At 45.6% G+C, this 22,180-nt stretch carries 21 protein-coding genes; 17 read left to right on the forward strand and 4 right to left on the reverse strand.

Annotation, left to right across the window (positions count from 1 at the left end; genetic code table 11):
* The first annotated feature begins 85 nt into the window (after positions 1-85).
* From iorA to GT575_RS03375, 6 genes are all read left to right on the forward strand, one after another.
* Positions 86-1,879: an indolepyruvate ferredoxin oxidoreductase subunit alpha gene (iorA, locus tag GT575_RS03350; protein ID WP_172682076.1), complete on the forward strand. Its 1,794-nt coding sequence runs from the start codon at positions 86-88 to the stop codon at positions 1,877-1,879.
* A complete protein-coding gene (locus tag GT575_RS03355) occupies positions 1,872-2,444 on the forward strand; it encodes an indolepyruvate oxidoreductase subunit beta (protein WP_055222410.1) in 573 nt (190 codons plus the stop codon). The genes iorA and GT575_RS03355 overlap by 8 nt, the downstream gene beginning before the upstream one ends.
* 41 nt (positions 2,445-2,485) lie before the next feature.
* Positions 2,486-3,727, forward strand: coding sequence for a phenylacetate--CoA ligase family protein (locus tag GT575_RS03360; protein WP_055222411.1), 1,242 nt, complete (start codon positions 2,486-2,488; stop codon positions 3,725-3,727).
* Between the two features lie 25 nt (positions 3,728-3,752).
* Positions 3,753-4,469, forward strand: a complete 717-nt coding sequence (locus GT575_RS03365) for a prepilin peptidase (protein WP_055222412.1) — start codon at positions 3,753-3,755, stop codon at positions 4,467-4,469.
* Between the two features lie 210 nt (positions 4,470-4,679).
* On the forward strand, positions 4,680-6,314 hold the full coding sequence (locus GT575_RS03370) for a class I adenylate-forming enzyme family protein (RefSeq protein WP_055146095.1): 1,635 nt from the start codon (positions 4,680-4,682) through the stop codon (positions 6,312-6,314).
* A gap of 41 nt (positions 6,315-6,355) precedes the next feature.
* Complete coding sequence (locus tag GT575_RS03375; protein WP_022217445.1) at positions 6,356-7,612, forward strand: diaminopimelate decarboxylase; 1,257 nt, start codon at positions 6,356-6,358, stop codon at positions 7,610-7,612.
* 90 nt (positions 7,613-7,702) lie between these two features.
* Here GT575_RS03375 and GT575_RS03380 read toward each other — a convergent pair whose 3' ends face one another.
* From GT575_RS03380 to GT575_RS03390, 3 genes are read right to left on the reverse strand one after another with little or no spacing between them, the layout of a single operon-like run.
* Positions 7,703-8,968: a sensor histidine kinase gene (locus GT575_RS03380; protein ID WP_161171483.1), complete on the reverse strand. Its 1,266-nt coding sequence runs from the start codon at positions 8,966-8,968 to the stop codon at positions 7,703-7,705.
* Between the two features lie 21 nt (positions 8,969-8,989).
* Positions 8,990-9,733: a LytR/AlgR family response regulator transcription factor gene (locus GT575_RS03385; protein ID WP_015534355.1), complete on the reverse strand. Its 744-nt coding sequence runs from the start codon at positions 9,731-9,733 to the stop codon at positions 8,990-8,992.
* 33 nt (positions 9,734-9,766) lie between these two features.
* On the reverse strand, positions 9,767-10,549 hold the full coding sequence (locus GT575_RS03390) for a sensor histidine kinase (protein ID WP_015534354.1): 783 nt from the start codon (positions 10,547-10,549) through the stop codon (positions 9,767-9,769).
* Positions 10,550-11,235: 686 nt separating this feature from the next.
* Between GT575_RS03390 and GT575_RS03395 the strand changes: the two genes are divergently transcribed.
* The 8 genes from GT575_RS03395 (at position 11,236) to GT575_RS03430 (ending at position 16,476) form a co-directional block, all read left to right on the forward strand.
* Positions 11,236-11,802 carry an accessory gene regulator B family protein gene (locus GT575_RS03395; protein ID WP_243147829.1) on the forward strand — a complete coding sequence of 189 codons (567 nt, stop codon included), beginning with the start codon at positions 11,236-11,238 and terminating at the stop codon, positions 11,800-11,802.
* Positions 11,783-11,935, forward strand: a complete 153-nt coding sequence (locus tag GT575_RS03400; RefSeq protein ID WP_156332998.1) for a hypothetical protein — start codon at positions 11,783-11,785, stop codon at positions 11,933-11,935. Before GT575_RS03395 ends, GT575_RS03400 begins: the two co-directional genes overlap by 20 nt.
* A gap of 176 nt (positions 11,936-12,111) precedes the next feature.
* The gene (locus GT575_RS03405; RefSeq protein WP_015534352.1) at positions 12,112-12,609 is read left to right on the forward strand and encodes a hypothetical protein; all 498 of its coding nucleotides are present in this window, start codon (positions 12,112-12,114) and stop codon (positions 12,607-12,609) included.
* Between the two features lie 52 nt (positions 12,610-12,661).
* The gene (locus tag GT575_RS03410; protein WP_238051178.1) at positions 12,662-13,543 is read left to right on the forward strand and encodes a hypothetical protein; all 882 of its coding nucleotides are present in this window, start codon (positions 12,662-12,664) and stop codon (positions 13,541-13,543) included.
* 31 nt (positions 13,544-13,574) lie between these two features.
* The gene (locus tag GT575_RS03415; RefSeq protein WP_015534350.1) at positions 13,575-14,132 is read left to right on the forward strand and encodes a hypothetical protein; all 558 of its coding nucleotides are present in this window, start codon (positions 13,575-13,577) and stop codon (positions 14,130-14,132) included.
* 14 nt (positions 14,133-14,146) lie between these two features.
* Positions 14,147-14,938, forward strand: a complete 792-nt coding sequence (locus GT575_RS03420; protein ID WP_015534349.1) for a hypothetical protein — start codon at positions 14,147-14,149, stop codon at positions 14,936-14,938.
* A gap of 61 nt (positions 14,939-14,999) precedes the next feature.
* Complete coding sequence (locus GT575_RS03425) at positions 15,000-15,830, forward strand: hypothetical protein (RefSeq protein ID WP_117549805.1); 831 nt, start codon at positions 15,000-15,002, stop codon at positions 15,828-15,830.
* 13 nt (positions 15,831-15,843) lie between these two features.
* Positions 15,844-16,476 carry an ABC transporter ATP-binding protein gene (locus GT575_RS03430; RefSeq protein ID WP_117875331.1) on the forward strand — a complete coding sequence of 211 codons (633 nt, stop codon included), beginning with the start codon at positions 15,844-15,846 and terminating at the stop codon, positions 16,474-16,476.
* A gap of 126 nt (positions 16,477-16,602) precedes the next feature.
* Here GT575_RS03430 and GT575_RS03435 read toward each other — a convergent pair whose 3' ends face one another.
* Entirely contained in the window at positions 16,603-17,121 is a 519-nt protein-coding gene (locus GT575_RS03435) for a peptidylprolyl isomerase (protein ID WP_015534342.1), read from the reverse strand.
* A gap of 94 nt (positions 17,122-17,215) precedes the next feature.
* Here GT575_RS03435 and mltG point away from each other — a divergent pair, with 94 nt between their 5' ends.
* From mltG to GT575_RS03450, 3 genes are all read left to right on the forward strand, one after another.
* On the forward strand, positions 17,216-18,349 hold the full coding sequence (gene mltG, locus GT575_RS03440) for an endolytic transglycosylase MltG (RefSeq protein ID WP_161171484.1): 1,134 nt from the start codon (positions 17,216-17,218) through the stop codon (positions 18,347-18,349).
* 157 nt (positions 18,350-18,506) lie between these two features.
* Complete coding sequence (locus GT575_RS03445) at positions 18,507-20,147, forward strand: DUF6382 domain-containing protein (RefSeq protein ID WP_161171485.1); 1,641 nt, start codon at positions 18,507-18,509, stop codon at positions 20,145-20,147.
* A 116-nt stretch (positions 20,148-20,263) separates the two neighbouring features.
* Entirely contained in the window at positions 20,264-22,147 is a 1,884-nt protein-coding gene (locus GT575_RS03450; protein WP_161171486.1) for an FHA domain-containing protein, read from the forward strand.
* Positions 22,148-22,180 lie beyond the last annotated feature (33 nt).

The following is a 22,180-nucleotide window of genomic DNA, read 5'->3' on the forward strand; positions in this document are numbered from 1 at the left end:
GAATATTTGTTGTCATTGAAAGCCGTGGAGGGTATAATATCGAAATATAAGAGAATTTATAAATGACTTGGAAGGTAGTATTGTTATGAGAAAAGAATATGTTATGGGTAACGGGGCCATAGCCCTCGGTGCACTTGCGGCGGGTCTGAACCTTGTGGCGGGATATCCGGGAACCCCGTCTTCGGAGATACTGGAGACAGTAGCAAAATACCCGCATGACGGAGTCCATGTGGAGTGGTCGGTAAATGAGAAAGCGGCTATGGAGGTTGCCGCCAGTGCATCATACAGTGGAGCGAGGACACTTGTTACCATGAAACAGGTAGGTCTCAACGTGGCATCGGATCCGCTTATGTCGCTGGCGTATGTCGGGATAAAGGGCGGAATGGTCATCGTGTCTGCGGACGATCCGGGCCCTATATCATCACAGACAGAGCAGGATACGAGGATGTTTGCAGACTTCTGCAGGATCCCGGTATTTGATCCGTCGACTCCTGAGGAGGCATATCAGATGATACAGGATGCATTTGACTACTCGGAGAAATACAAGACCCCTGTTCTGTTCAGGCCGACAACAAGAGTGTGTCATGCATACGCATCCATAGAGGTAAAAGACGAGTGGAAGGCAAAGGAATATGAGGGATTTGTAAAGGATTCAAAGAAATGGGTCATCTTCCCGAGATTGTCATTTGCCAATCATGCCATGATAGAAAAAAGAAATGTGGAGATTGGGGATGACTTCGGCAGCTACTCCATGAATACGGTGGAGGGCAGCGGCAGCAAGGCGGTATTCGCATCGGGAATCAGCTACTGCTATGCAAAGGAGACACTTAAGAACGTGCCTGATGTGAAGCTGGTCCGTATAGCAACCCCGCATCCGTTCCCTGAGCAGTTCGTGAAGAATGCGCTGGACGGAGTGACGGAGGTCATGTGTCTTGAGGAGCTCAGCCCATACATAGAGAATCAGATATTACGCCTTGCAGGCAAATATCATATGGATATAGATGTCAGAGGAAAGCAGACCGGGGATGTGCCGGCGAGCGGAGAGCTTTCTACCAACAAGGCTGCGGATATCCTGTGCGATTTTCTTGACCTTGAGAAGACTTCCCAGGTGGATGTGTCAGATGCACCAGAGCTTCCTGTGAGGCCTCCGGTGCTGTGTGCGGGATGCCCTCACAGAGCGTCATTCTACGCGGTAAAGAAGGCGATGGCCGGAAGAAAAAGCTACTTCTGCGGAGATATCGGATGCTATACACTTGGAAATGCCATGCCGCTTGACATGGTGGATACCTGTCTGTGCATGGGTGCCGGAATCACCATGGCGCAGGGCTTCCACTGGGTGGATGAAGATGGCGTGTGCTTTGCATTTGTGGGAGACTCCACATTCTTTGCGTCGGGTATGACGGGAGTGGTAAATGCAGTGTACAATGATGCGAATATGATCCTGTGTGTGCTCGACAACTCGACCACAGCTATGACGGGACACCAGCCACATCCGGGAACAGGACGCAATATGATGGGTCAGTTCGTGGACAAGGTGAGCATACAGAAGGTGCTCGAGGGAATCGGAGTGAAGAAGATAGTCACTGTTGATCCGCTTGATTTTGAGGCCAGCGTGGCAGCAGTCAAAGAGTGTGCGGATATCAGAGGAGTTAAGGCGATCATTTTCAAGTCGCCTTGTATAGCCATCACCAAGCCGTCGGGCAAGATGGAGATATCCGAAAAGTGCATACAGTGTAAGAAATGTATCAGAGAGATAGGCTGTCCTGCAATCATCCTGAAGGATGGCAAGGTGGCGATAGATGAAAGCCTGTGTACGGGATGCGGTCTGTGCTCACAGATCTGTCCGGTGGGTGCGATAGGAGGTGCTAGCAATGAATAAGGATATTCTGGTCTGCGGTGTAGGCGGACAGGGAACGGTTCTTGCGTCCAAGCTCATCGCATCGGCGTATATGGCAAAGGGCGAGACGGTACATTCGGCGGAGACTATAGGTATGGCACAGAGAGGCGGAAGTGTCACGAGCCATGTGAGGATTGGTGAGGCGTATTCACCACTGATAGCCCAGGGCGGTGCTGACATTATACTTGCGTTTGAGCCTGCAGAGGCGGTGCGCAATCTGGCTTATCTGAAAAAGGGAGGAATCGTCATCACCAACAACGTCCCGGTGAAGCCGGCGACTGACTCGCTCATGAATTCAGGCTACGAGGCACAGCCGATGCTTGACTACCTGAAGGACAAATGTGACTGCATAGTCATGGATGGCGCGGCGATAAGCCGTGAATTTGGTTCGGCAAAGTTCTACAACATAGCACTTCTTGGAGTTGCAGCAGCCAGCGGCAGACTGGGACTAGACGAGGCAGACATCATATCAGCCATTGAGAATGGAGTGAATCCGAAGTTTGTAGAGGTGAACAAGAAAGTATTTGAATATGCGATGAAGATGTAGTTGGCGATGGGCTGACAAAAGGGAAAAGGAGAGTAAAAATTATGAAGTTAAATGACACACAGCTCAGTCAGGTGGATGCTCAGATAAAGAGACTTGTAAAGACTGACAGCTATTATGGTAAGAAGTACAGAGAGCTTGGTATAACAGAGGTGGCAAGTCAGGAGGCGTTTGAGGAGCTTCCGTTTTCAAGCAAGGATGACCTGAGAAATGCTTACCCGCTGGGAATACAGGCTGTTCCGGATGAGGAAGTGGTACGTATCCATTCATCTTCAGGAACAACAGGAAAGCCGGTCATCATACCTTACACAGCAAAGGATGTCGATGATTGGGCGATCATGTTCGCAAGATGCTACGAGACAGCCGGAGTGACAAAGAAAGACCGAGTACATATCACTCCGGGATATGGTCTGTGGACAGCCGGAATAGGATTTCAGGCAGGCGCGGAGAAGCTTGGTGCCATGGTGATTCCTATGGGCCCTGGAAATACTGACAAACAGTTACAGATGATGATCGATCTTGAAAGTACAGTTCTCACAGCAACATCATCATACGCACTTCTTCTTGCCGAGGAGATAGATAAGAGAGGGCTTAAGGATAAGATACATTTGAAGAAGGGTGTATTTGGCTCGGAGCGCTGGAGTGAGAAGAAGAGAAAGTATATAAAAGAGAAGCTTGGAATAGAGCTGTATGATATATATGGACTTACAGAGATCTATGGACCTGGTATCGGAATAAGCTGTGATGCCCAGAATGGAATGCACTATTGGGATGACTATGTTTATATAGAGATAATAGATCCGAAGACCGGCAAGACTCTTCCGGACGGCGAGGAGGGTGAGATCGTCATCACTACTCTGGTGAAGGAGGGAGCTCCGCTCATCCGTTTCAGGACACACGATATATCAAGGATCATTCCGGGTGAGTGTCCATGCGGAAGAAAGCATCCCAGACTGGATATCATCAAGGGCAGAAGTGACGATATGTTCAAGGTACACGGCGTAAATATGTTCCCAAGTCAGGTTGAGGAGCTGCTTGCACTCGTGGATGGAGTTCCAAGTGAGTACACCATAAATATAGCCCATGATGAGCCTGCCAATAAGGATATCATGCTGGTTACAGTTGAGGCCGAGGGACGTGTAGATTTTGAGCAGACAGGACGTCAGATCAGAGATCTGTTCAAGTCAAGGATCGGAGTTACACCGAAGATCACTGTTGTCCCTGTTGGAACACTGCCTAGAAGTGAGAAGAAGACACAGCGTGTCATCGACCATCGTGAGCAGTGATATTTTTAGAAGGGATATTATATTTATGAATTCAATCAATATAGCAGCTTGTATAGTTGCGTTTTTACTTGGGGTGGTGCTTTTCACTCTGGCGAATGAGATCATACTCAAACTGCCGAACAATGAGAATATCTTCAAGGGAAAGCCGAAGAGTTTTGAGAAGTTTTCTCCGAGATGTCTGTTCATACAGATCCTTGGTGGAGTGTTCGGAGTGCTTATGGTGTGGCAGTTTGATGTGAGCCTTGAGGCGGTCACGGTATTCCTGTTCTTTGGACTGCTGACTATCATCACATTCATAGACGCGGACACCATGGAGATACCATTTGTGCTGAATGTATGCATACTGGTGCTTGGAGTTGCATCCATCTTTACAAGAGGCGGATTTTCTCTGACAGGCGGTGATCTCTCACTTGTGAGCAGGCTCATAGGAATGATATGTGTGAGTCTTCCACTGTTCCTGATAGTGCTGGTCATTCCGGATGGATTTGGCGGTGGAGATATCAAGCTCATGTTTGCCGCAGGATTCTTCCTTGGCTGGAAGGCTACGGTCATAGCGTTCTTCATCGGACTTATCATCGGTGGATGCCAGGGCGTGATACTTCTTGCAAGGCGTAAGAAAGGCAAGGACGATCATTTTGCATTTGGCCCGGCGCTCAGCGTGGGACTGATGATCGCGACATTTGTGGGATCACAGATGATGAACAGTTATATCAATATGATCAAGGCGTCATTCTATGCGTAGAGTGATGAATCCATGAAAAAAATAGTGCTGATGTATAAGTGATAAAAAACTTATACATCAGCACTATTTTTTATGATAGTATTCAAATGTAATTGCCTATTGTATATTTTCCATGTGAGGGATATACTGTAAAGAGCGTGCAATTTAACGCGTTAAAGCTTTTAATTGAGAAAGAAGAGCAATTATTAAGAGAGGTTAGGAGTTACGATTATGCCAATCACAGATTACTTAGAGAGAAATGCCAGAGAATATGGAAATGATGTCGCTCTGGTAGAGATAAATCCTGATGTGCAGGAGACGAGAAGGGTTACATGGAGAGAGTATGAACTCATAGAGTCTAATCCTACATGTCAGTACAGAAGAGAGATAACATGGAGCGTGTTCAACGAGAAGGCAAACAGATTTGCCAATCTTCTGGTGTCACGTGGAATCCAGAAGGGAGACAAGGTAGGTATCCTCATGATGAACTGCCTTGAGTGGCTTCCAATATATTTCGGAGTGTTGAAGACGGGAGCCATAGTGGTTCCGTTCAACTTCAGATACGATGCGGAGGAGATCAAATACTGTGTAGAGCTTGCAGATGTTGACGTGCTTGTATTTGGCCCTGAGTTCATCGGACGTATAGAGGCTGTCGTTGACGAGATAGCTGAGAAGAGAATCCTCTTCTATGTGGGCGGCAATTGTCCTACATTTGCAGAGGACTATGACAAGCTGACATCCAACTGCTCAAGCGTGTTCGAGAAGAGAGACATCAAGGACAGTGATGATGCGGCTATATATTTCTCATCTGGAACAACAGGATTCCCAAAGGCTATTCTGCACAACCATGAGAGCCTGATGCATGCGGCAAAGGTCGAGAATGTACATCACGGACAGACAAAGGATGATGTATTCCTGTGTATTCCTCCGCTGTACCACACGGGTGCCAAGATGCACTGGTTTGGAAGTCTGATAGTGGGCGGCAAGGCAGTTCTGCTCAAGGGAGTAAGCGCCAAGACTATACTTCAGACTGTAAGTGATGAGAAGTGTACTATAGTATGGCTTCTTGTGCCATGGGCTCAGGATATACTGCTTGCCATAGAGAACGGCGATGTACATCTGGAGGATTATGAGCTGTCACAGTGGAGACTGATGCACATCGGAGCACAGCCAGTGCCACAGAGTCTTATAAAGAAATGGAAAGAGATATTCCCTAACCATCAGTACGACACGAACTATGGACTTTCAGAGTCTATCGGACCGGGCGCTGTACATCTGGGAGTAGAGAACATACATAAGGTCGGAGCCATCGGTGTGCCGGGCTACGGCTGGCAGGCAAAGATCGTGAATGAGGACGGAACAGAGGTTGAGCAAGGCGCAGTCGGCGAGCTTATCCTCAAGGGACCTGGTGTCATGACCTGCTACTACAAGAATCCGAAGGCGACAGAGGAGTGCCTGAAGGACGGCTGGCTGTACACAGGAGATATGGCTATGCAGGACGAAGATGGATTTATTTATCTTGTAGATAGAAAGAAAGATGTTATAATCAGTGGTGGAGAGAATATCTACCCTGTACAGATAGAGAACTTCCTCAGCAAATACGAGAAGATCAAGGACGTTGCGGTCATCGGTATCGCAGATGCCCGTCTCGGAGAGATCACAGCGGCTATCATAGAGGTAAAGGATGGCATGACCTGTACAGAGGAAGAGATCAACGAGTTCTGTAAAGAACTTCCAAGATATAAGAGACCAAGGAAGATCATATTTGAGCACGTTCCGAGAAATGCTACAGGTAAGATAGAAAAGCCACTTCTCCGTAAGATGCACAATAGTGAGAACCTGGTAGCGGCAGAAAACAACGCATAGTGAGATACTTGCCGTAATACAGCACAGAAAGGACAAAAAAGATGAAGACACCATTTATTACAAAGGCAAAGGCAGAAGAGATCATCAAGGAGATCCCTACACCATTTCACATTTACGATGAAGAAGGAATCAGAGAGAATGCGCGAAAGCTTTACAAGGCGTTTTCATGGAATAAAGGATTCAAGGAGTATTTCGCTGTAAAGGCTACTCCGAACCCAACAATACTCAAGATCCTCAAGGAAGAGGGCTGCGGAACAGACTGTTCATCACTGACAGAGCTTATGATGTCAGACAAGATGGGATTTAAGGGCGATGAGATCATGTTCTCGTCCAATGACACCCCTGCAGAGGAGTTCGTGCTTGCGAAGAAGCTGAACGCAACCATCAATCTTGACGATTTCACACACATTGATTTTCTGGAGAAGTCAGCAGGAATTCCAGAGAAGATCTGCTGCAGATTCAATCCGGGTGGAAAATTCTCCATATCTACCACCATCATGGACAACCCTGGTGATGCAAAGTATGGTATGACAAAGGATCAGATCATCGAGGCATACAAGATCCTCAAGGCAAAGGGCGTGAAGAGATTCGGAATGCATGCTTTCCTTGCCAGCAATACAGTGACAAATGAATACTATCCAACACTTGCAAAGATCCTGTTTGAGACAGCAGTTGAGATCAAGGAGAAGACAGGCGTCAAGCTTGACTTCATCAACCTGTCAGGCGGAGTTGGAATCCCATATACACCGGACAAAGAGCCAAATGACATTATGGTCATCGGCGAGGGTGTAAGAAAGGTATACGAGGAAGTGCTTGTACCAGCAGGCATGGGTGATGTGGCTATCTTCACAGAGCTCGGACGTTTCATGCTGGCACCTTACGGACACCTGGTTACAACAGCTATCCATGAGAAGCACACACACAAGGAGTACATCGGAGTGGACGCATGTGCAGTCAACCTCATGAGACCTGCTATGTATGGTGCATACCATCACATCACAGTCCTTGGCAAAGAGAATGAGCCATGTGATCACAAGTATGATGTGACAGGTTCACTGTGTGAGAACAATGACAAGTTCGCTATAGACAGAATGCTTCCAAAGATCGACATGGGAGACATCCTTGTCATCCACGACACAGGTGCTCATGGATTTGCCATGGGTTACAACTACAATGGAAAGCTTAAGTCCGCAGAGGTTCTGCTCAGACCGGACGGATCATTCAAACTTATCCGCCGTGCAGAGACACCGGAGGATTACTTTGCAACCATCAAGGATTTCTGGGATGTAGAGCTGTAACAGGCAGACCATAGATAAGCATAGAAAACCGGCAGTATATGAGTTGAAGTCCAACTGTATACTGCCGGTTTTCTATGTGCATGAGCTGCGTTACACTGTCACCTCGAAGCAAATATAATTCTGTCCGGATATGGTTCGGTTATCCAGACATATCTTTCCCTCATATTCATCCACAAGCTTTTTCATGTTCGGAAGACCATATCCGTGATGCTGCTTGTCGATGGTCTTGGTTGTGTAGCCGTAGGTAAACATATTTCTTCTAAGATCAGAGCTCAACACAGGACCTTTGTTCATGGTGCTTATGATGATCTGGTTCTGACTGCTGTCAAGAGACAGGGTGGCAGATCCCGGAGCATCTACAGCCTCCAGAGCATTGTCTATTAATATTCCAAGTATACGTATGATCTCATATTCGGGCATACAGCTTTTCAACGTATGCTGTCTGACTATCACATTCAGAGTCTTTCCGTTCTTTTCGGCATTGATCATCTTGCTATATATAAAACCGGCGACAACAGACAGATTGATGCGAAGCAGCTCAGACTCACGGTATTCAGATACCATATTGTCCGAATAGTTTATCAGGGCATTTTTCAGAGACTCATAATCCCTATAGGTGTATGGAAGCATTCTGACTGCAGTCAGATGGTTGTCAAAGTCATGTTGTTTGCTTCGCAGATCCTTTATCAGATCAGCCATCATAGGCTGATAGGTTTTAAAGCATTCCAGGTCGTGCTGCTGCTTTCCTATGGTTCGCTGCTGTCCCAGAATGATGATATCCGAGAGAATGACCACAACTGCAAAGCATGATATCACAGGTATATACACCGAGGTGTCGATGGTACTGAATTTGTACAGCCCGGTCTCGATCATATACACAACGTACAAATGAATAGACAGGAATTTGATAATTCCACTGCCGCCCATGAAGGTTTGGAACACATGGTTCATAGGCGCATATCTGCACAGAGCCACTGAAATCAGAAATGAAAATACAGCACAGGAAATGGACAAGTATGTCTCATTGTTCGCACCCAGACGTGTCATACCCATGATGATAATGTCCTCAAGAAAAGCCGCATACAGATATTCAAGAATATACGCCATCAATACATAAAAATATCTGGTCTTCATAATATACAACAGCATGAGATAGGATAGCAGGCATAATGCCAGCCATCCAAATGCATTTGGGAAAATTAAGGATACCGTATTCCCGAGTATAAGGTAAGCAGCCGTTCCGATAATTGGGTGGCGCATATCCCGGAATTTTCTTCCGATGAGGGCAGATATAAAAATAACATCCTTCATTGTTTCCAATGTAAAGCATAGGAGATCTATTATAGAATTCAGCATTTCAAATACCCCTTATCATTGTTAAGCCTGTTCAACGTGTTTGCGCGCAGCCGTGGAAGCTTTAAGTCTGTGACCAAACTCTGTGGCGTATTTGCGGCCAACCGGTATCCATTGATAGTCCGGTGTGTCAAGCGATACCATGGCGGTAACCTTGTCGTAGGTATCCACATGGTGAAGGTTTACGACAAAGCTCTTGTGGCAGCGTGCAAAATACGATGGAAGAGAGTCCGCAAATACAGAGAGTCTTGTTCCTGTGGATATAAATAGTCCGGTGGTTGTGTGGACATGCATGTTTCGCAGCTCGGATTTAATGTATAGTATATTGTCTGGTCTGATCCTGGCAAGTACACCATCTCTGTCGGTAAGCTCTATTGGTTCCTCCCTGATCAGAGAAAAGTTCAGAAGCTTGGAGACAGATTCTATCAGATCCTGCTGTGAGTAGGGCTTGACCAGATAATCGTAGCAGTTGGTCTTGTGGATCGCTCTGGGAGCTTCGTTTACAAGAGCTGTCACGTACAAAATAGGAGTTGTCTGATAACGCGGATTTCTTCGCAATTGTTCTCCCAGCTTTATTCCGTCCTTATCCGGGTCGGCGCCAAGCTGTATATCCAGCAGAAAAAGCTGGATGCTGTGCGAATCTGCCAGAGCCAGAGCATCATCATAACAGGCGGCCTTCAGACATTCTATGTCGGGGAAGCTTTCTTCTATTATCTCTGCCAGACCATTTAATTGTGCCACATTGTCTTCAACTACCAAAGCTCTCATTATAAAAGACTCCTTCCTTCTATGTGTTGTATTTTAAACCATTACTTCAAAACGCACCAGAGTATCATCCAGAAGATAATCGTTTTCCAGATATATTTTTCCATTATATTTAAATACCAGACGCCTGAGATTGTAAAGACCAAGGCCGTGCTTCTGACGATCACAGGTCTTGGTGGTATAGCCTGCTGTGAAAAGCTTTGCTCTGATCTCGGGTGTTAGCAGAGGACCTTTGTTCAGAGTGGTGATGATGATTCTGCCGTCCCGGCTATCCAGGTGCAGAGTCATACTATCGTGCTCAGATATGGCCTCCAGTGCATTGTCGATGAGTATTCCCAGAACCCTGACCAGCTCATATTCAGGCATCCGGCTCTCGAGCAGATAGCTGTGAACGACAATATTCAGCTTTTTGTGCGCCTTTTCTGCCTGCTTTTGTTTGCTGTATATAAACCCGGCGATCACGAACATGTTGATTTTTAGAAGCTCGGTGGTTCTGTATTCGGATATAACCTCATCTGAACTGCTGATAAGAGCCTCCTTTAATGAACTGTAGTCGGTGTGTGTATATGGAAGCATTCGAATACCGGTCAATATATTGTCAAAGTCATGCTGCCTTCCCGTGACGTCCTCAATCAGATCATCCATCATAGGCTGATAGACGTTGTAATTTGCCAGATCGTGCTGCTGCTTGCTGATGATCTGTTGCTGGCTGAGGATTACTATGTCGGTGATGAGGACTATCACGGTGAAAAATGAGATGAGGGGGATATATATGATTGTGTTAAATGTGCTGTATTTACGCAGTCCCAGCTCAAGCATGATTATCAGAAAAACATGTATTACAAGGTACTTGGATAAAAATCTGCCATTAATCAACTGAGAGTAGAAGCTATGGAATGGAAGTAGCCTGCATATAGCACAAGCAATAGAAAAAGTAATCAGGGAGCCTGCGATGGAGGAGGCTATCTGATTATTATAATTCACTCTGTAAAATAACAGAATTATAGAATTTTGAATAAGAAGGATAAAAGTGTGTGATATGACGAAGGCAATTAGAGAATTAAATATAGTCGTATTTAAGATAAAAAGAGTCGTTAAATAGGCTAGTGAACATAAGATGATCCACCCAAGCGCACCTGGAAACAGGGATGAAAAAAAGGTTCCCAAACAAAAGTATAAAATTGCACTTATCACAGGATGTCGCATTTCTTTTATATGTACTCCGGCAATGGATGAGAGCATGATGAGATCATATAAAATTTCAATAATATAACAAAAAGAGTCTACGATATGATGTATCATGGCAACCTCCATAAAGATAATATAACATTATACAAAGACGATTTATACCGCGTCAATTGTCGTTTATGACATGATAGATACCGTTCATGACAAATTAAGCAAAATATATTGCAATCTAAGTAGTTGTATGATAAAAGAAAAGTGGAGGTGGTCAAATAGATAATCTAAACAATAAGCTGGGAATATTATTAACACAGATCCTGCTGGGCAGAAAATACAGAAGCGATGAGGATCGTGATGTAAAAATACAATATTCTATACTGCTTCTTATTGACAAGGTAGAGAAATATTTAATTATTTTGGGCCTCTTTTCAATATTGGGACACGTTGATATAGCAATAATAACAGGATTGACAATAGAACTTACAAGAAATTATCTTGGCGGTATACATATGAAAACATGGTATGGCTGTACAGCGGTGACTGTATTGTTTTATATCGTGGTGTTAGCATGCGGAGAAAATATTATATTGTCAAGCAAACTGCAGAATTCATTGTGGGTATCGGAGATAGTAGTTATAGCATTATTTGCGCCTATACCATCAAAACAGAGACCTAAATATAATCAACATAGAAAAAATATGATAAAGGCTCGTGGTATAGCAGGTGTGCTGATAATTGGAGCGGTGAGTCTTGGGGTGAAATCTTACAATAACTATATTGTATGGATATGGTTGTTGCAGATTATAGAAGTGATGATATTAAAATTATCATCTCTGATAAAAAGAAATAAAAAGGGGGTGACAATGCGTGACGCAGAAGAGGGTTAGAAATATGCTGTCGGACATACTTGAGAATATGGCAGAAGATGTGATTAGACTGACAGGATGTTTCGGTGCATGGGGAGAGATAGAACTCCCAGAGTGTCTCAGGAATATCGATTCACAGAAAGAGACAAAGTAAAATATCCTGAAGAGTTGAGCTTCAGGATATTAGAAATATCAAGACAATCATTTGCTGGAAAAATCTTGATAAACGGATTGTACTATCAGACACAGAAAAGTACAATAGCAAAATTGTTAAAAGTGGCAAAATTGGAGTAAAGACCGCAGATAATTAATTAGGAGGGACAAAAGGTTATGAAGAAGTCAATGAAATCAAAGCTTGCGATGTTCGCTGTTGCAGGAGCGATGGCAGTGTCAGGAGCAGCGGGAATTGCTGCACCTGCTAAGGCTGAGAATGTACATACAAATAATGCAGGTACAGTGGTTACATGCAAAGAATCATATTCTAATACAGATAACGAGCTGTTTACTTTTAGCAACAATAACAGCGGATATGGTTATAGTTCGTACAGACGTAAATATAATAAGACAAAGGTTTATGTATATCCAACAGTAGGACCAAAGCTCAGTTACACAGTAATGGGCTCGCATTCATCAAAAGGGACAAACCCAATAGTAAAATCTGATACGCATATTATTCCGCTTGGAATTGAGGCGAGTATCACAAACATGGTAAACGAGAAAGGCTATGCCTATGCAGGCTTGAGGATGCACAGGACAGTCAAAGCACAGACTGATTCAAAGGGCTGGTGGAGTCCGGATTCCACAAGAAATTACACTATTTATGACTGATTAAAGCAGTGACATAAGACGGATGGCAAAGGCAGAGTTGGGAGGAGTAGAAGTGAAGAAGAAAAGATATCTTGTGATGACAGTGGCAGCAGTGCTGATCATGGCAGCAGTGGCAGCTTCGGCGTATGTGCTCCAGAAAAAACGGGAAACCCCAGAGGACAGAGCGTTAAGGAAGTCGTCTGAGGCGGCATCTGAAGAGACAGACAGCGAAGCTTCGGGAAACAAGACCGGAGAGAAAATAAGTGAAAAAGAAGGTGTGGGTGATAACGTGCTGATGTCAGGAGCGGTGAAGATAGAGCTGCTGTCGGCTGATGTATACACAGGTGACGAGATAACAACAGAGGATAAATATCCGGTTGAATATTTTCGCAGTGAGACTCTGCCGGAGCCTGAGTCGGAGGAGGAGATAACAGACTGGGATGCTCTGTATGAGGAGGCTCCGGGATACAAGGAATTTCAGGAGTCGGCAGGGGATGCGTATACTCCTGAGGAGTGTGAGGAGATAACTGCACAGTATCAGGATGTGATAGATAAGCATACGCAGACTGTGGTAAAGACCAATAAGCTGTATTTTATTAAGTGCAGACTGACGAATACCGGGGATGCGGTTGTGAAGAATGTGTTCCCATACGACATTGTGGAGAGGATTCCCGGTGAGAGTGAGGTTTCGTTCGTAGAAGGAATGGTATACTTTGACAAATCAGTCCACACAGAGGGCGATGACAGAGCCAGTTGGTACTATCTATACAGACTGGAAGGACACGAGACAATGGAATGTACGATTGGACTTGTTGTGCCACAGGAGCCGGAGGATGGCGTGAAATATTATTATGGACAGGTGATCACAGGATATTTTACGTACAATCCGGCGGATCTTCCGGATTTTGTGGATCTGGATGCACTCCCAAAGCCGGAAGCGGATGACAAGCCATGAGGTGGGAATCAGATTTTGTGGAGGTATATGCATGAGGAGAGGTGTTCTGATGGCATTGGGTGTTGTGAGCTTGTGTGCAGTCACCTTGTGGTGCGGAAGAATATTCAGCGTTAACAGGGCGTACAGTGATGACACCAGAGTTGTAGAAGCGGCTGAGAATGTATCGGTGGATGGATTGCTTATAAAATGCAGGGAGACCCGCATATACAGTATAGATGAGTATAAAGCACGTTTTAATGTGGACAGTGTGGATGTGCTGAGCCCGGAGGATCGGTTTATCTGTACACGCCTGAATGTAGATAATACAACTGAAGAACCGATCGATTGGGATACTGTGATGGCGGCGACTGAGTGTGGCTTTGAGTCACAGACATGGTGCAGTTCGGTGAATTTGTATTCTGGCCGGGAACTGAATACGTTTACAAGTAATGATCTGGAGCCCGGAATGAATCAGGATATATGGTATGTGACAAGTCTGGCGCGGGTGTCATTTAGCAGGGATACGTGGGATAACCTGGAGCGGGAGAGCTTCTATTATGTACTCACCCTTGAACCTGATAAGCTGATGATCAGACTGGATATTGAATGAAGTGGTGTTGAGATATGAGAGTATTAAGATTTGAAATGACCAGAGCGTTCAGAAATAAGTGGCTTGCAGTAAGCGTAGCTCTGGGAACGTTGATTGGGCTGGCGGACATATGGCTTAATGTCAGCCAGTATGGATTTAACAGAGGCAGGGCTTTGATCCAGACATGGATCGGGACAGACTATCAGTTTGCATACAACAGCTTGTTTTACGTACTGCTGCCACTGATTGCGTGTTTTCCGTATGCGGGGTCGTGTTATCAGGATCAAAAAACCGGATATGAAAGCAGTATATGTATTAAGACGTCCCGCTTAAGCTATATGATTGCAAAGGAAGCGGCTGTGGCGGCTTCGGGAGCGGCAGCCGTGGCGTGCCCGCTGCTCATAGCCATGTTCATTGCTGCGGGGATATATCCGGATAAAAGACCGGAAAAACTGACATTTTTGTATGCAGGAATTATAGACTGCCACATGTTCCCGAGAATATTTGCAGAGCATCCTGTGTGCTATGCGCTGCTGTTTACGCTGCTCGATGCAGTGTTTGGAGGGATAACAGGTCTTGTGGCTATGTGCTTTGCGAGGTGGTGCGGGAGCAGATTTTCAACGATAATGGCTCCGTTCGCATTGTATGTATTTACCGGTGTGATGTTTGAGGGACGTGGGATTGGAACCTGGTCAGCCATGCAGATGGTCAATCCACTGCAGAATGTGGTTACATACAGGTACCAGATGGTGACGATGTATGCTGCGGTGAGTGCAGCGGCACTCGTTCTTATATACATATGGCACAGAAGAAGGGATATTCTATGAAAGAAGGAAATACAGATAAAAAAGGAATGTATGTGGTGGACAGATATGAGGTGATGCGGGAATGAGGACTCTGAGACTTCTCGGAAGAGATATGGAAAATGGAATATTAAGGAGATGTGTTCTTTTTATACTGCCGTTACTGTTTGCGGTGTCGCAGACACGTGAGCTCCACGCATATCTTATCGAGCTTGCAGATGGGAATATCCTGTTGACCAACGGAACATTTGCGGACTATCTTCTGTTTGCGATGAAGGGGATGGAGGTGTATTACTTTGATCCAAGGAGCGTATTTTACATACCGATATACTGGTTTGCGTTCCAGATAGGCCTGGCCTATTTCCTGGCATATTATTCCAGTGATGATTTCGCCGCAAATGCGAGAGTGGTGTGCCTTGCGTCCGGAAGCAGAAGAAGCTGGTGGGTCAGCAAGCTCATATACTGTACGGTGGCTGTGGTAATGTATTTTGCTGTATGTGTGCTGACGATATATTTAATGGCGGCGGCATATGGGGCAGATATGACCATGGATATGACGGCGGCGCTGACAACACGGCTGTATCCTCCGCAGACATACAATCTTAGTGCCGCAGATCTGCTTCTGATAACATTATTTATACCGATGCTGGTAACGCTGGGGATAAGCCAGCTTCAGGTACTGGCGGGTTTTATAATCACGCCGGTTATCAGCTTTGCAGCGGTGTGTGGAGTGTATGTTCTGTCGGCATACTATACTGTATGGTATCTGTCGGGAAATTATACGATGTGGCAGAGAGTGTCATATGTAGTGGCAGATGGGGTTAATCCCATGAGTGGAGTGGTGCTTGCGGCTGGTATGCTGATCACTGCATTTGCAGGAGGAATCGTGTATTTTGATAATAAGGATATAATCTGATAGGAGAATACATATGAGCGAGATAAGGATAGAAAATCTGAATAAGAAGATAAAGGGTTCAGTCATACTTGATGATATCAGTCTGACCATGACTCCGGGCAGGATATATGGACTCCGTGGAAAGAATGGCTGTGGCAAGACAATGCTTATGAGAGCTATATGTGGTCTGCTCATACCTGATGGAGGACACATATATATAGATGATGAGGAGCTCCACAGGGACATAAAGTTTCCACGGAGTATAGGTGCTCTGATAGAGAATCCGTCATTTCTGCCTCAGTACACAGGCTTCAGGAACCTCAGGCTTCTGGCAAAGCTCATGGGAGGGATCAGTGATGACGATGTCAGATATGCCATAGAGAGGACAGGTCTTGATCCGGATGATAAGAGGGTATACAGAAAGTATTCCCTTGGAATGAAGCAGAAGCTTGGCATAGCAAATGCAATCATGGGAGAGCCGGATGTCATAGTGCTGGATGAACCTATCAACGCACTTGATGAAGAGTCTGTAGAGAACATAAAGAAGGAGCTGCTGAAGCTGCGTGATGGAGGAAGTCTTATAATCACTGCCTGCCACGACAGGGAGGAGCTGGAATATCTGTGCGATGAGATATATGAGATGAAGGATGGAAGGATAGTACAATAAATGAACATAAAAAAACATCTGCTGCGAACTCCTGTATACCTGGGATCGCAGGGCAGATGTTTATTTTTTTGTAAGAAGAATTATAAGTGTTTTCAAAAACTGCTATATGGGTTATAATACTTTCAATTAAGCCTTTACAGGTTCAGGATAATCAACACCGAAGGTCTCGACTGTTACAGTCTTCATCTTCTGTTCCTGACGAGGCTTGTCATTGTAATCAGTTGGCACATTTGCGATCTTGTCTACGATGTCAAGTCCCTCGATAACCTTACCGAAGGCAGCGTAAGCACCGTCCAGATGAGGAGATGTCTTATGCATGATAAAGAACTGTGAACCTGCTGAGTCAGGCATCATGGAACGGGCCATTGACAGCACTCCGGGAGTGTGGGCCAGATCGTTCTTGAATCCGTTCTGTGAGAATTCACCTTTGATTGAGTATCCAGGACCGCCGATGCCGATTCCCTGAGGGTCTCCACCCTGTATCATGAAGCCTTTTATTACACGATGGAAGATTATTCCGTCATAGAAGCCTTTCTTGATCAGTGAGATGAAGTTGTTTACAGTGTTTGGAGCAATGTCAGGATAGAGTTCTGCTTTCATGACATCGCCATTTTCCATAGTGATAGTAACTATTGGATTTGCCATGTATATCATTCCTTTCTTGGTATAAGATAGGGTAATGATAACATCAGTTAACAGAACAGGCAAATGAAATTTGCAGATACAGAAGGAGAAAGAGATGGATTGGAGAAACATAGCAAGACCAGTTATTATAATAGCGCTGGCGGTATGTCTGGTGCTGTTCGGTGTATACAAGGTTAAGGAGACGTATACCGGATTTATGCAGGAATACGAGGGCACCTACAGTGCCGGCGGCGGAGAGAAGATCGAGGTTACAATACCTGAGGATACATCTGTCAAGGAGGCAGCATCTATACTTAAGGATGCGGGGCTTATAAAGTACAAGCTTGCATTCCAGCTCAGAATGACAGGCTCACAGTACAGCCACAGTCTTCAGCCTGGTACCTACACACTCACAACAGGTATGTCGACACTGGACATGATAAAGACTCTGTGTTACGTGGAGTCGACCAGAGAGGTAAAATACACACTGACGGTTCCGGAGGGATTTACGGTTGAACAGATCGCTGACAGATGCGAGGAGCTGGGCTTCTGCTCTGCAAAGGAGTTCCTTGAGGCGTGCAAGTCGGGAGAGTTTGAGTATCCGTTTGAGATACCTTCATCGGAAGTCAAGTACGCATTACAGGGCTTCCTGTTCCCTGCTACTTATGACATATATGCCGATATGACTCCAAAGGAGCTCATACAGGACATGATAGACAAGTTTAACAGCATTTACACAGATGACTTCAGGAAGAAGGCGGAGGAGCTTGGATATACAGATTTTGAGGTTCTCACCATGGCTTCCATAGTTGAAAAAGAGTGTAAGCTGGATTCAGACAGAGCGATGGTTGCGGGAGTATTTATCAACAGATTGAATGATGACATGCCTCTTCAGGTAGATCCATCTGTTCTCTATGTTGTGACTGACGGTCAGTACAATCAGGCAGAACTGTCATATGATGATCTGGAGGTTGATTCACCGTACAATACCTACAAGTACACAGGACTTCCTGTCGGCCCTATATGTAATCCGGGCGAGGCATCCATAGAGGGTGTCCTGAATGCGGTTAAGCATGATTACTACTACTACCTGACATCAGATGAGAGCCAGGGAGCATGTATCTTTAATAAGACATACGAGGGACATCTTGCTGACATAGAAAAGGCTGATGCAGCCAAGGCGGAAAAGGAAGCTACAGAGGGTGATGGATCAGAAGATGGCTCCGATGAAAGCACTGATTCAGAGTAAAAAAATATAGACAAAATTATATAGCGAAAATTATCTAAAAGGGTATAAACTGCTTGCGATATATAGACTTTTTATATATAATAAAGGAGTATGTACCATTTTGGGTTTTTATGCATCTAGTTATGCGCTTATGGAGGTGCGATAGGAGGAATATTTGATGAGGAAAATAAGTTTCAAGGTAAGAAATATCGGCTCTGAGAAATATTTGTCATATATTCTGAATGATGATTGTGAGTTTGACGAGGAGTTATTGGATTATCTGGAGGAGAACCGGATTCCTGAGCTCATTGATATCATTTATGAAGAGGATGATGAGAACGATTATCTTACATATAACGTTACAGGCAGGACAACGGTTGACGCACTCCTTTCGAATACGGTAAATGCTGAGAAGATATTGGGGATAATCAGAGGGGTAGCTTCTGGTATAGTTAATTTACGTGATCTTGGAATACCGGCATCATATGTGGTTCTTCACAAGGAGTTTACATATGTTAATCCGGTTACATACGATGTTGGGATGTTATGTGTTCCAGTTGAGTCAGAAGCCAATATCAATGCCGAATTCAGGATGTTCGTAAAGGACTTGCTGACGAGCGTTATTTATGATGACAGTGAGGATTGCAACTATGTGGCAAAGCTTCTCAATCTGTTGAATGCAGACAAGTTCACAGTGAGAAACTTCTATGCACAGCTCACAGAGCTTATGGAGTCTGCAGGAATGCAGGTGGAGGAGAACTTTGTTGATATAGGATCAGATATGTCGGTTTCACAGTCTTCAGTTGACACGGTGGCATCTGATACAAGTATGGATGATCTGCCTGAGTTTGAGGACGTATCATTTGGCGATGATGAGGAAGACGAGCTTGATGAGGTAGAGGAGATCAGCGACGAGGCGGCCGCAGCGAATGCGATATTCAAGGATCTTGATCTTGATTCGGATGAGACGAAGAAAGAGAATGTATCAAGCGAGATAGATATGTCGGTATTTGATGACAGCGTTCTTGAGGAGCTCGAGTTAGATGAGAGCCTTGATGAGGAAGAAGAGGACGACGAGGAGGGCATGACAGAGGCTCTCACATCAGATATGGCAGTACATGAGCCATCAGGACTTACAGAGGTTGCAAAGGCTGCCGATGGAGTTACGGAGGTTGAGCTTGACAAGAAGAATGAGCAGAAGCCGGTTCTGATATCTACGGACGAGCCTATGGATAATCCACCTGTTGTTAAGAATATCAAGATCAACCGTGCGAAGATCATACAGAAGGCGGTTGCTGAGACAGAGGAAGCTCAGATAGATAACCCTACAGAACAGATAGTTGCACCACAGTTCATGGACGGTGACCAGCCGGAGCCTGAGACGAATATGGATCCGGTGAAGGAGAAGGCAGAGGAGCCTGAGCAGAAGGGCACAGGAAGCACTGTTGAGCTGACCGGAGGAATGAACGTAGTTAAGGATACCGAACCTGAGAAGGCAGCGGTTAACAGGAACGCTCCAAAGGCTATGCCATATATAGTCCGTGTCAACACAGGCGAGCGAGTTATGGTCAACAAGGCTGTGTTCAAGATAGGAAAGGCGGCAAGAGGTGTTGATTACCATGTCGGTGGTAATGGGGCCATCAGCAAGGTACATGTCATCATCTACCAGAGAGAGGATGGATGTTATCTGAAGGATAACAAGGCGACAAATGGCACATATCTCAACGGAGCGCGCCTGGATGAGAATGCAGAGCAGAAGCTTTCAAACGATGCCATGATAAGCATCGGTGGAGAGGACTTTATCTTCAAATTAAGTTAATATACACCACCCACGATGTGGGACAAGAGCAGGTAGCAATACCTGCTTTTGGTGTTTGAATGAAGGAATAATTTTTGACGGAAAATATGCGGATTTAGACGAAAGGGATTGAAAAAATGAACAGAGAAAAGGTTGTTGTAGTTCCGGCGGGGGAAACTTACAGAGTGAGTTACAGTCTGGATATCAGTGATGTGATAGATGCTAAAGTGTATGATATGAGCAGAAGCGGATCTATGCCTGAGATGGCACCGTGTGACATGCAGGAGAATGCCGGAGTCAGGGTGTTCAATTATCAGATCGATGACAAGAAGCCTCTTGCGGAGATACTGAGACAGGAGATGAACAAGAAGGAGATACTCACACTTCTGTACAACATTCTGCATGCACTGGAGATGTTTGGTAAGAATATGGTTTCGCTCAGCTATGTTGCAAGGGACGAGCAGTGTGTATTTGTATCGCCTGAGACATACGATGTCTGCTTTATTGTTGCTCCGGTACAGAAGGAAGTGACAGATCTCAACGATGTCAGAGCATTTGTGAAGTCGGTGATAGTTGATGCGAGATACTCAGAGAATGACAATGACAATTACGTAGCACGCCTTATAAACTGTGCGAATATGAGAGGTACATTTTCAAACTCGGACATGAAGAACGAGGTTAAGGCGATGCTTGCAGAAGCAGGCATAGACGCTGCTGAGATAGACAGGATGAAGGAGCTTTCCACAAATGCTCCAAAGGGTGGCAACAGCCACATACTTCGAGGTGAGTCACCTAAGGTGAGCAGACTCGAGGTTATGAGAAATAATGCGAGAATGAATGGATATGCACAGCCGATGGGACCAAACGGCCAGATGCCAAACGGAATGCCACCGATGGGAATGCCACCGATGGGACCGAACGGCCCGATGGGATCAAATGGTCAGATGCCGAATGGCAAGGTTCCGAACGGAATGCCGCCAATGGGCATGATGCCGATGGAACCAAACGGTCCGATGCCAAACGGCTCAATGGGACCAAATGGCCAGGTGCCAAACGGAATGCCACCGATGGGCATGCCGCCAATGGGGCCGAGTGGACAGGTGCCAAACGGCCCAATGGGACCGAATGGACAGGCACCGAACGGAATGCCACCGATGGGCATGCCGCCGATGGGACCAAATGGCCAGATGCCAAACGGAATGCCACCGATGGGCATGCCGCCAATGGGACCGAATGGCCCAATACCAAACGGCCCAATGGGATCAAATGGAATGCCACCGGTAGACGTGCCACCGATGGAGGAGCTAATTAAGCCTGAGGTGGCTGGAGCACAGCCGCAGGGTGATAAAACGGAGAATGATGAGGCGGTTGAAGCAGAAGCACAGGATGCCAAGCCGGAGGTTGTAGAGCCTGTTGTGACAGAGCCGCAGGATGTCAAGCCTGAGCCAGCAGAGCCGGTTGAAACACAGCCACAGGAGATAAAGCCAATACCTCCAATGCAGGGCAACCCATTTGGAGGAAACCCGATTCCACCAATGCCACAGGCGCAGCCAATGCCGCAGATGCAGCCGGTGCCACCAATGCCACAGATGCAGCCGGTGCCACCAATGCCACAGATGCAGCCGGTGCCACCAATGCCGCAGATGCAGCCGGTACCACCAATGCCACAGACACCGCCGATGCCACAGGCACAGCCAGTGCAGGGCAATCCATTTGATGGAGCACCGGCACCATATTTCCTTAGGGTGAAGACGGGCGAGAGAATAAGCTTGGACAAGGCAGAGTTCAAGATCGGACATAAGGCAAGACTTGTGGACTATGCGATTACTGACAATTCAGCTATAAGCAGAGTTCATTGTGTTATCACCAAGAGAAATGGCGTGTGCTTCATCAGGGATAACAAGTCTACAAATGGTACATTTGTGAACGGAGAGGAATTGAAGGCGGGCGAAGAAAAGTTCCTGACGAACAATGCGATCGTTATACTCGGGGACGAGGAGCTTGTCTATCACATTAGATAGAATATCCGCAACGAAAGTTGAGACATAAATATT

Origin of the sequence: Coprococcus sp. BIOML-A2 (assembly GCF_009875795.1) — a bacterium.
GTDB classification, from domain to species: domain Bacteria; phylum Bacillota; class Clostridia; order Lachnospirales; family Lachnospiraceae; genus Coprococcus; species Coprococcus aceti.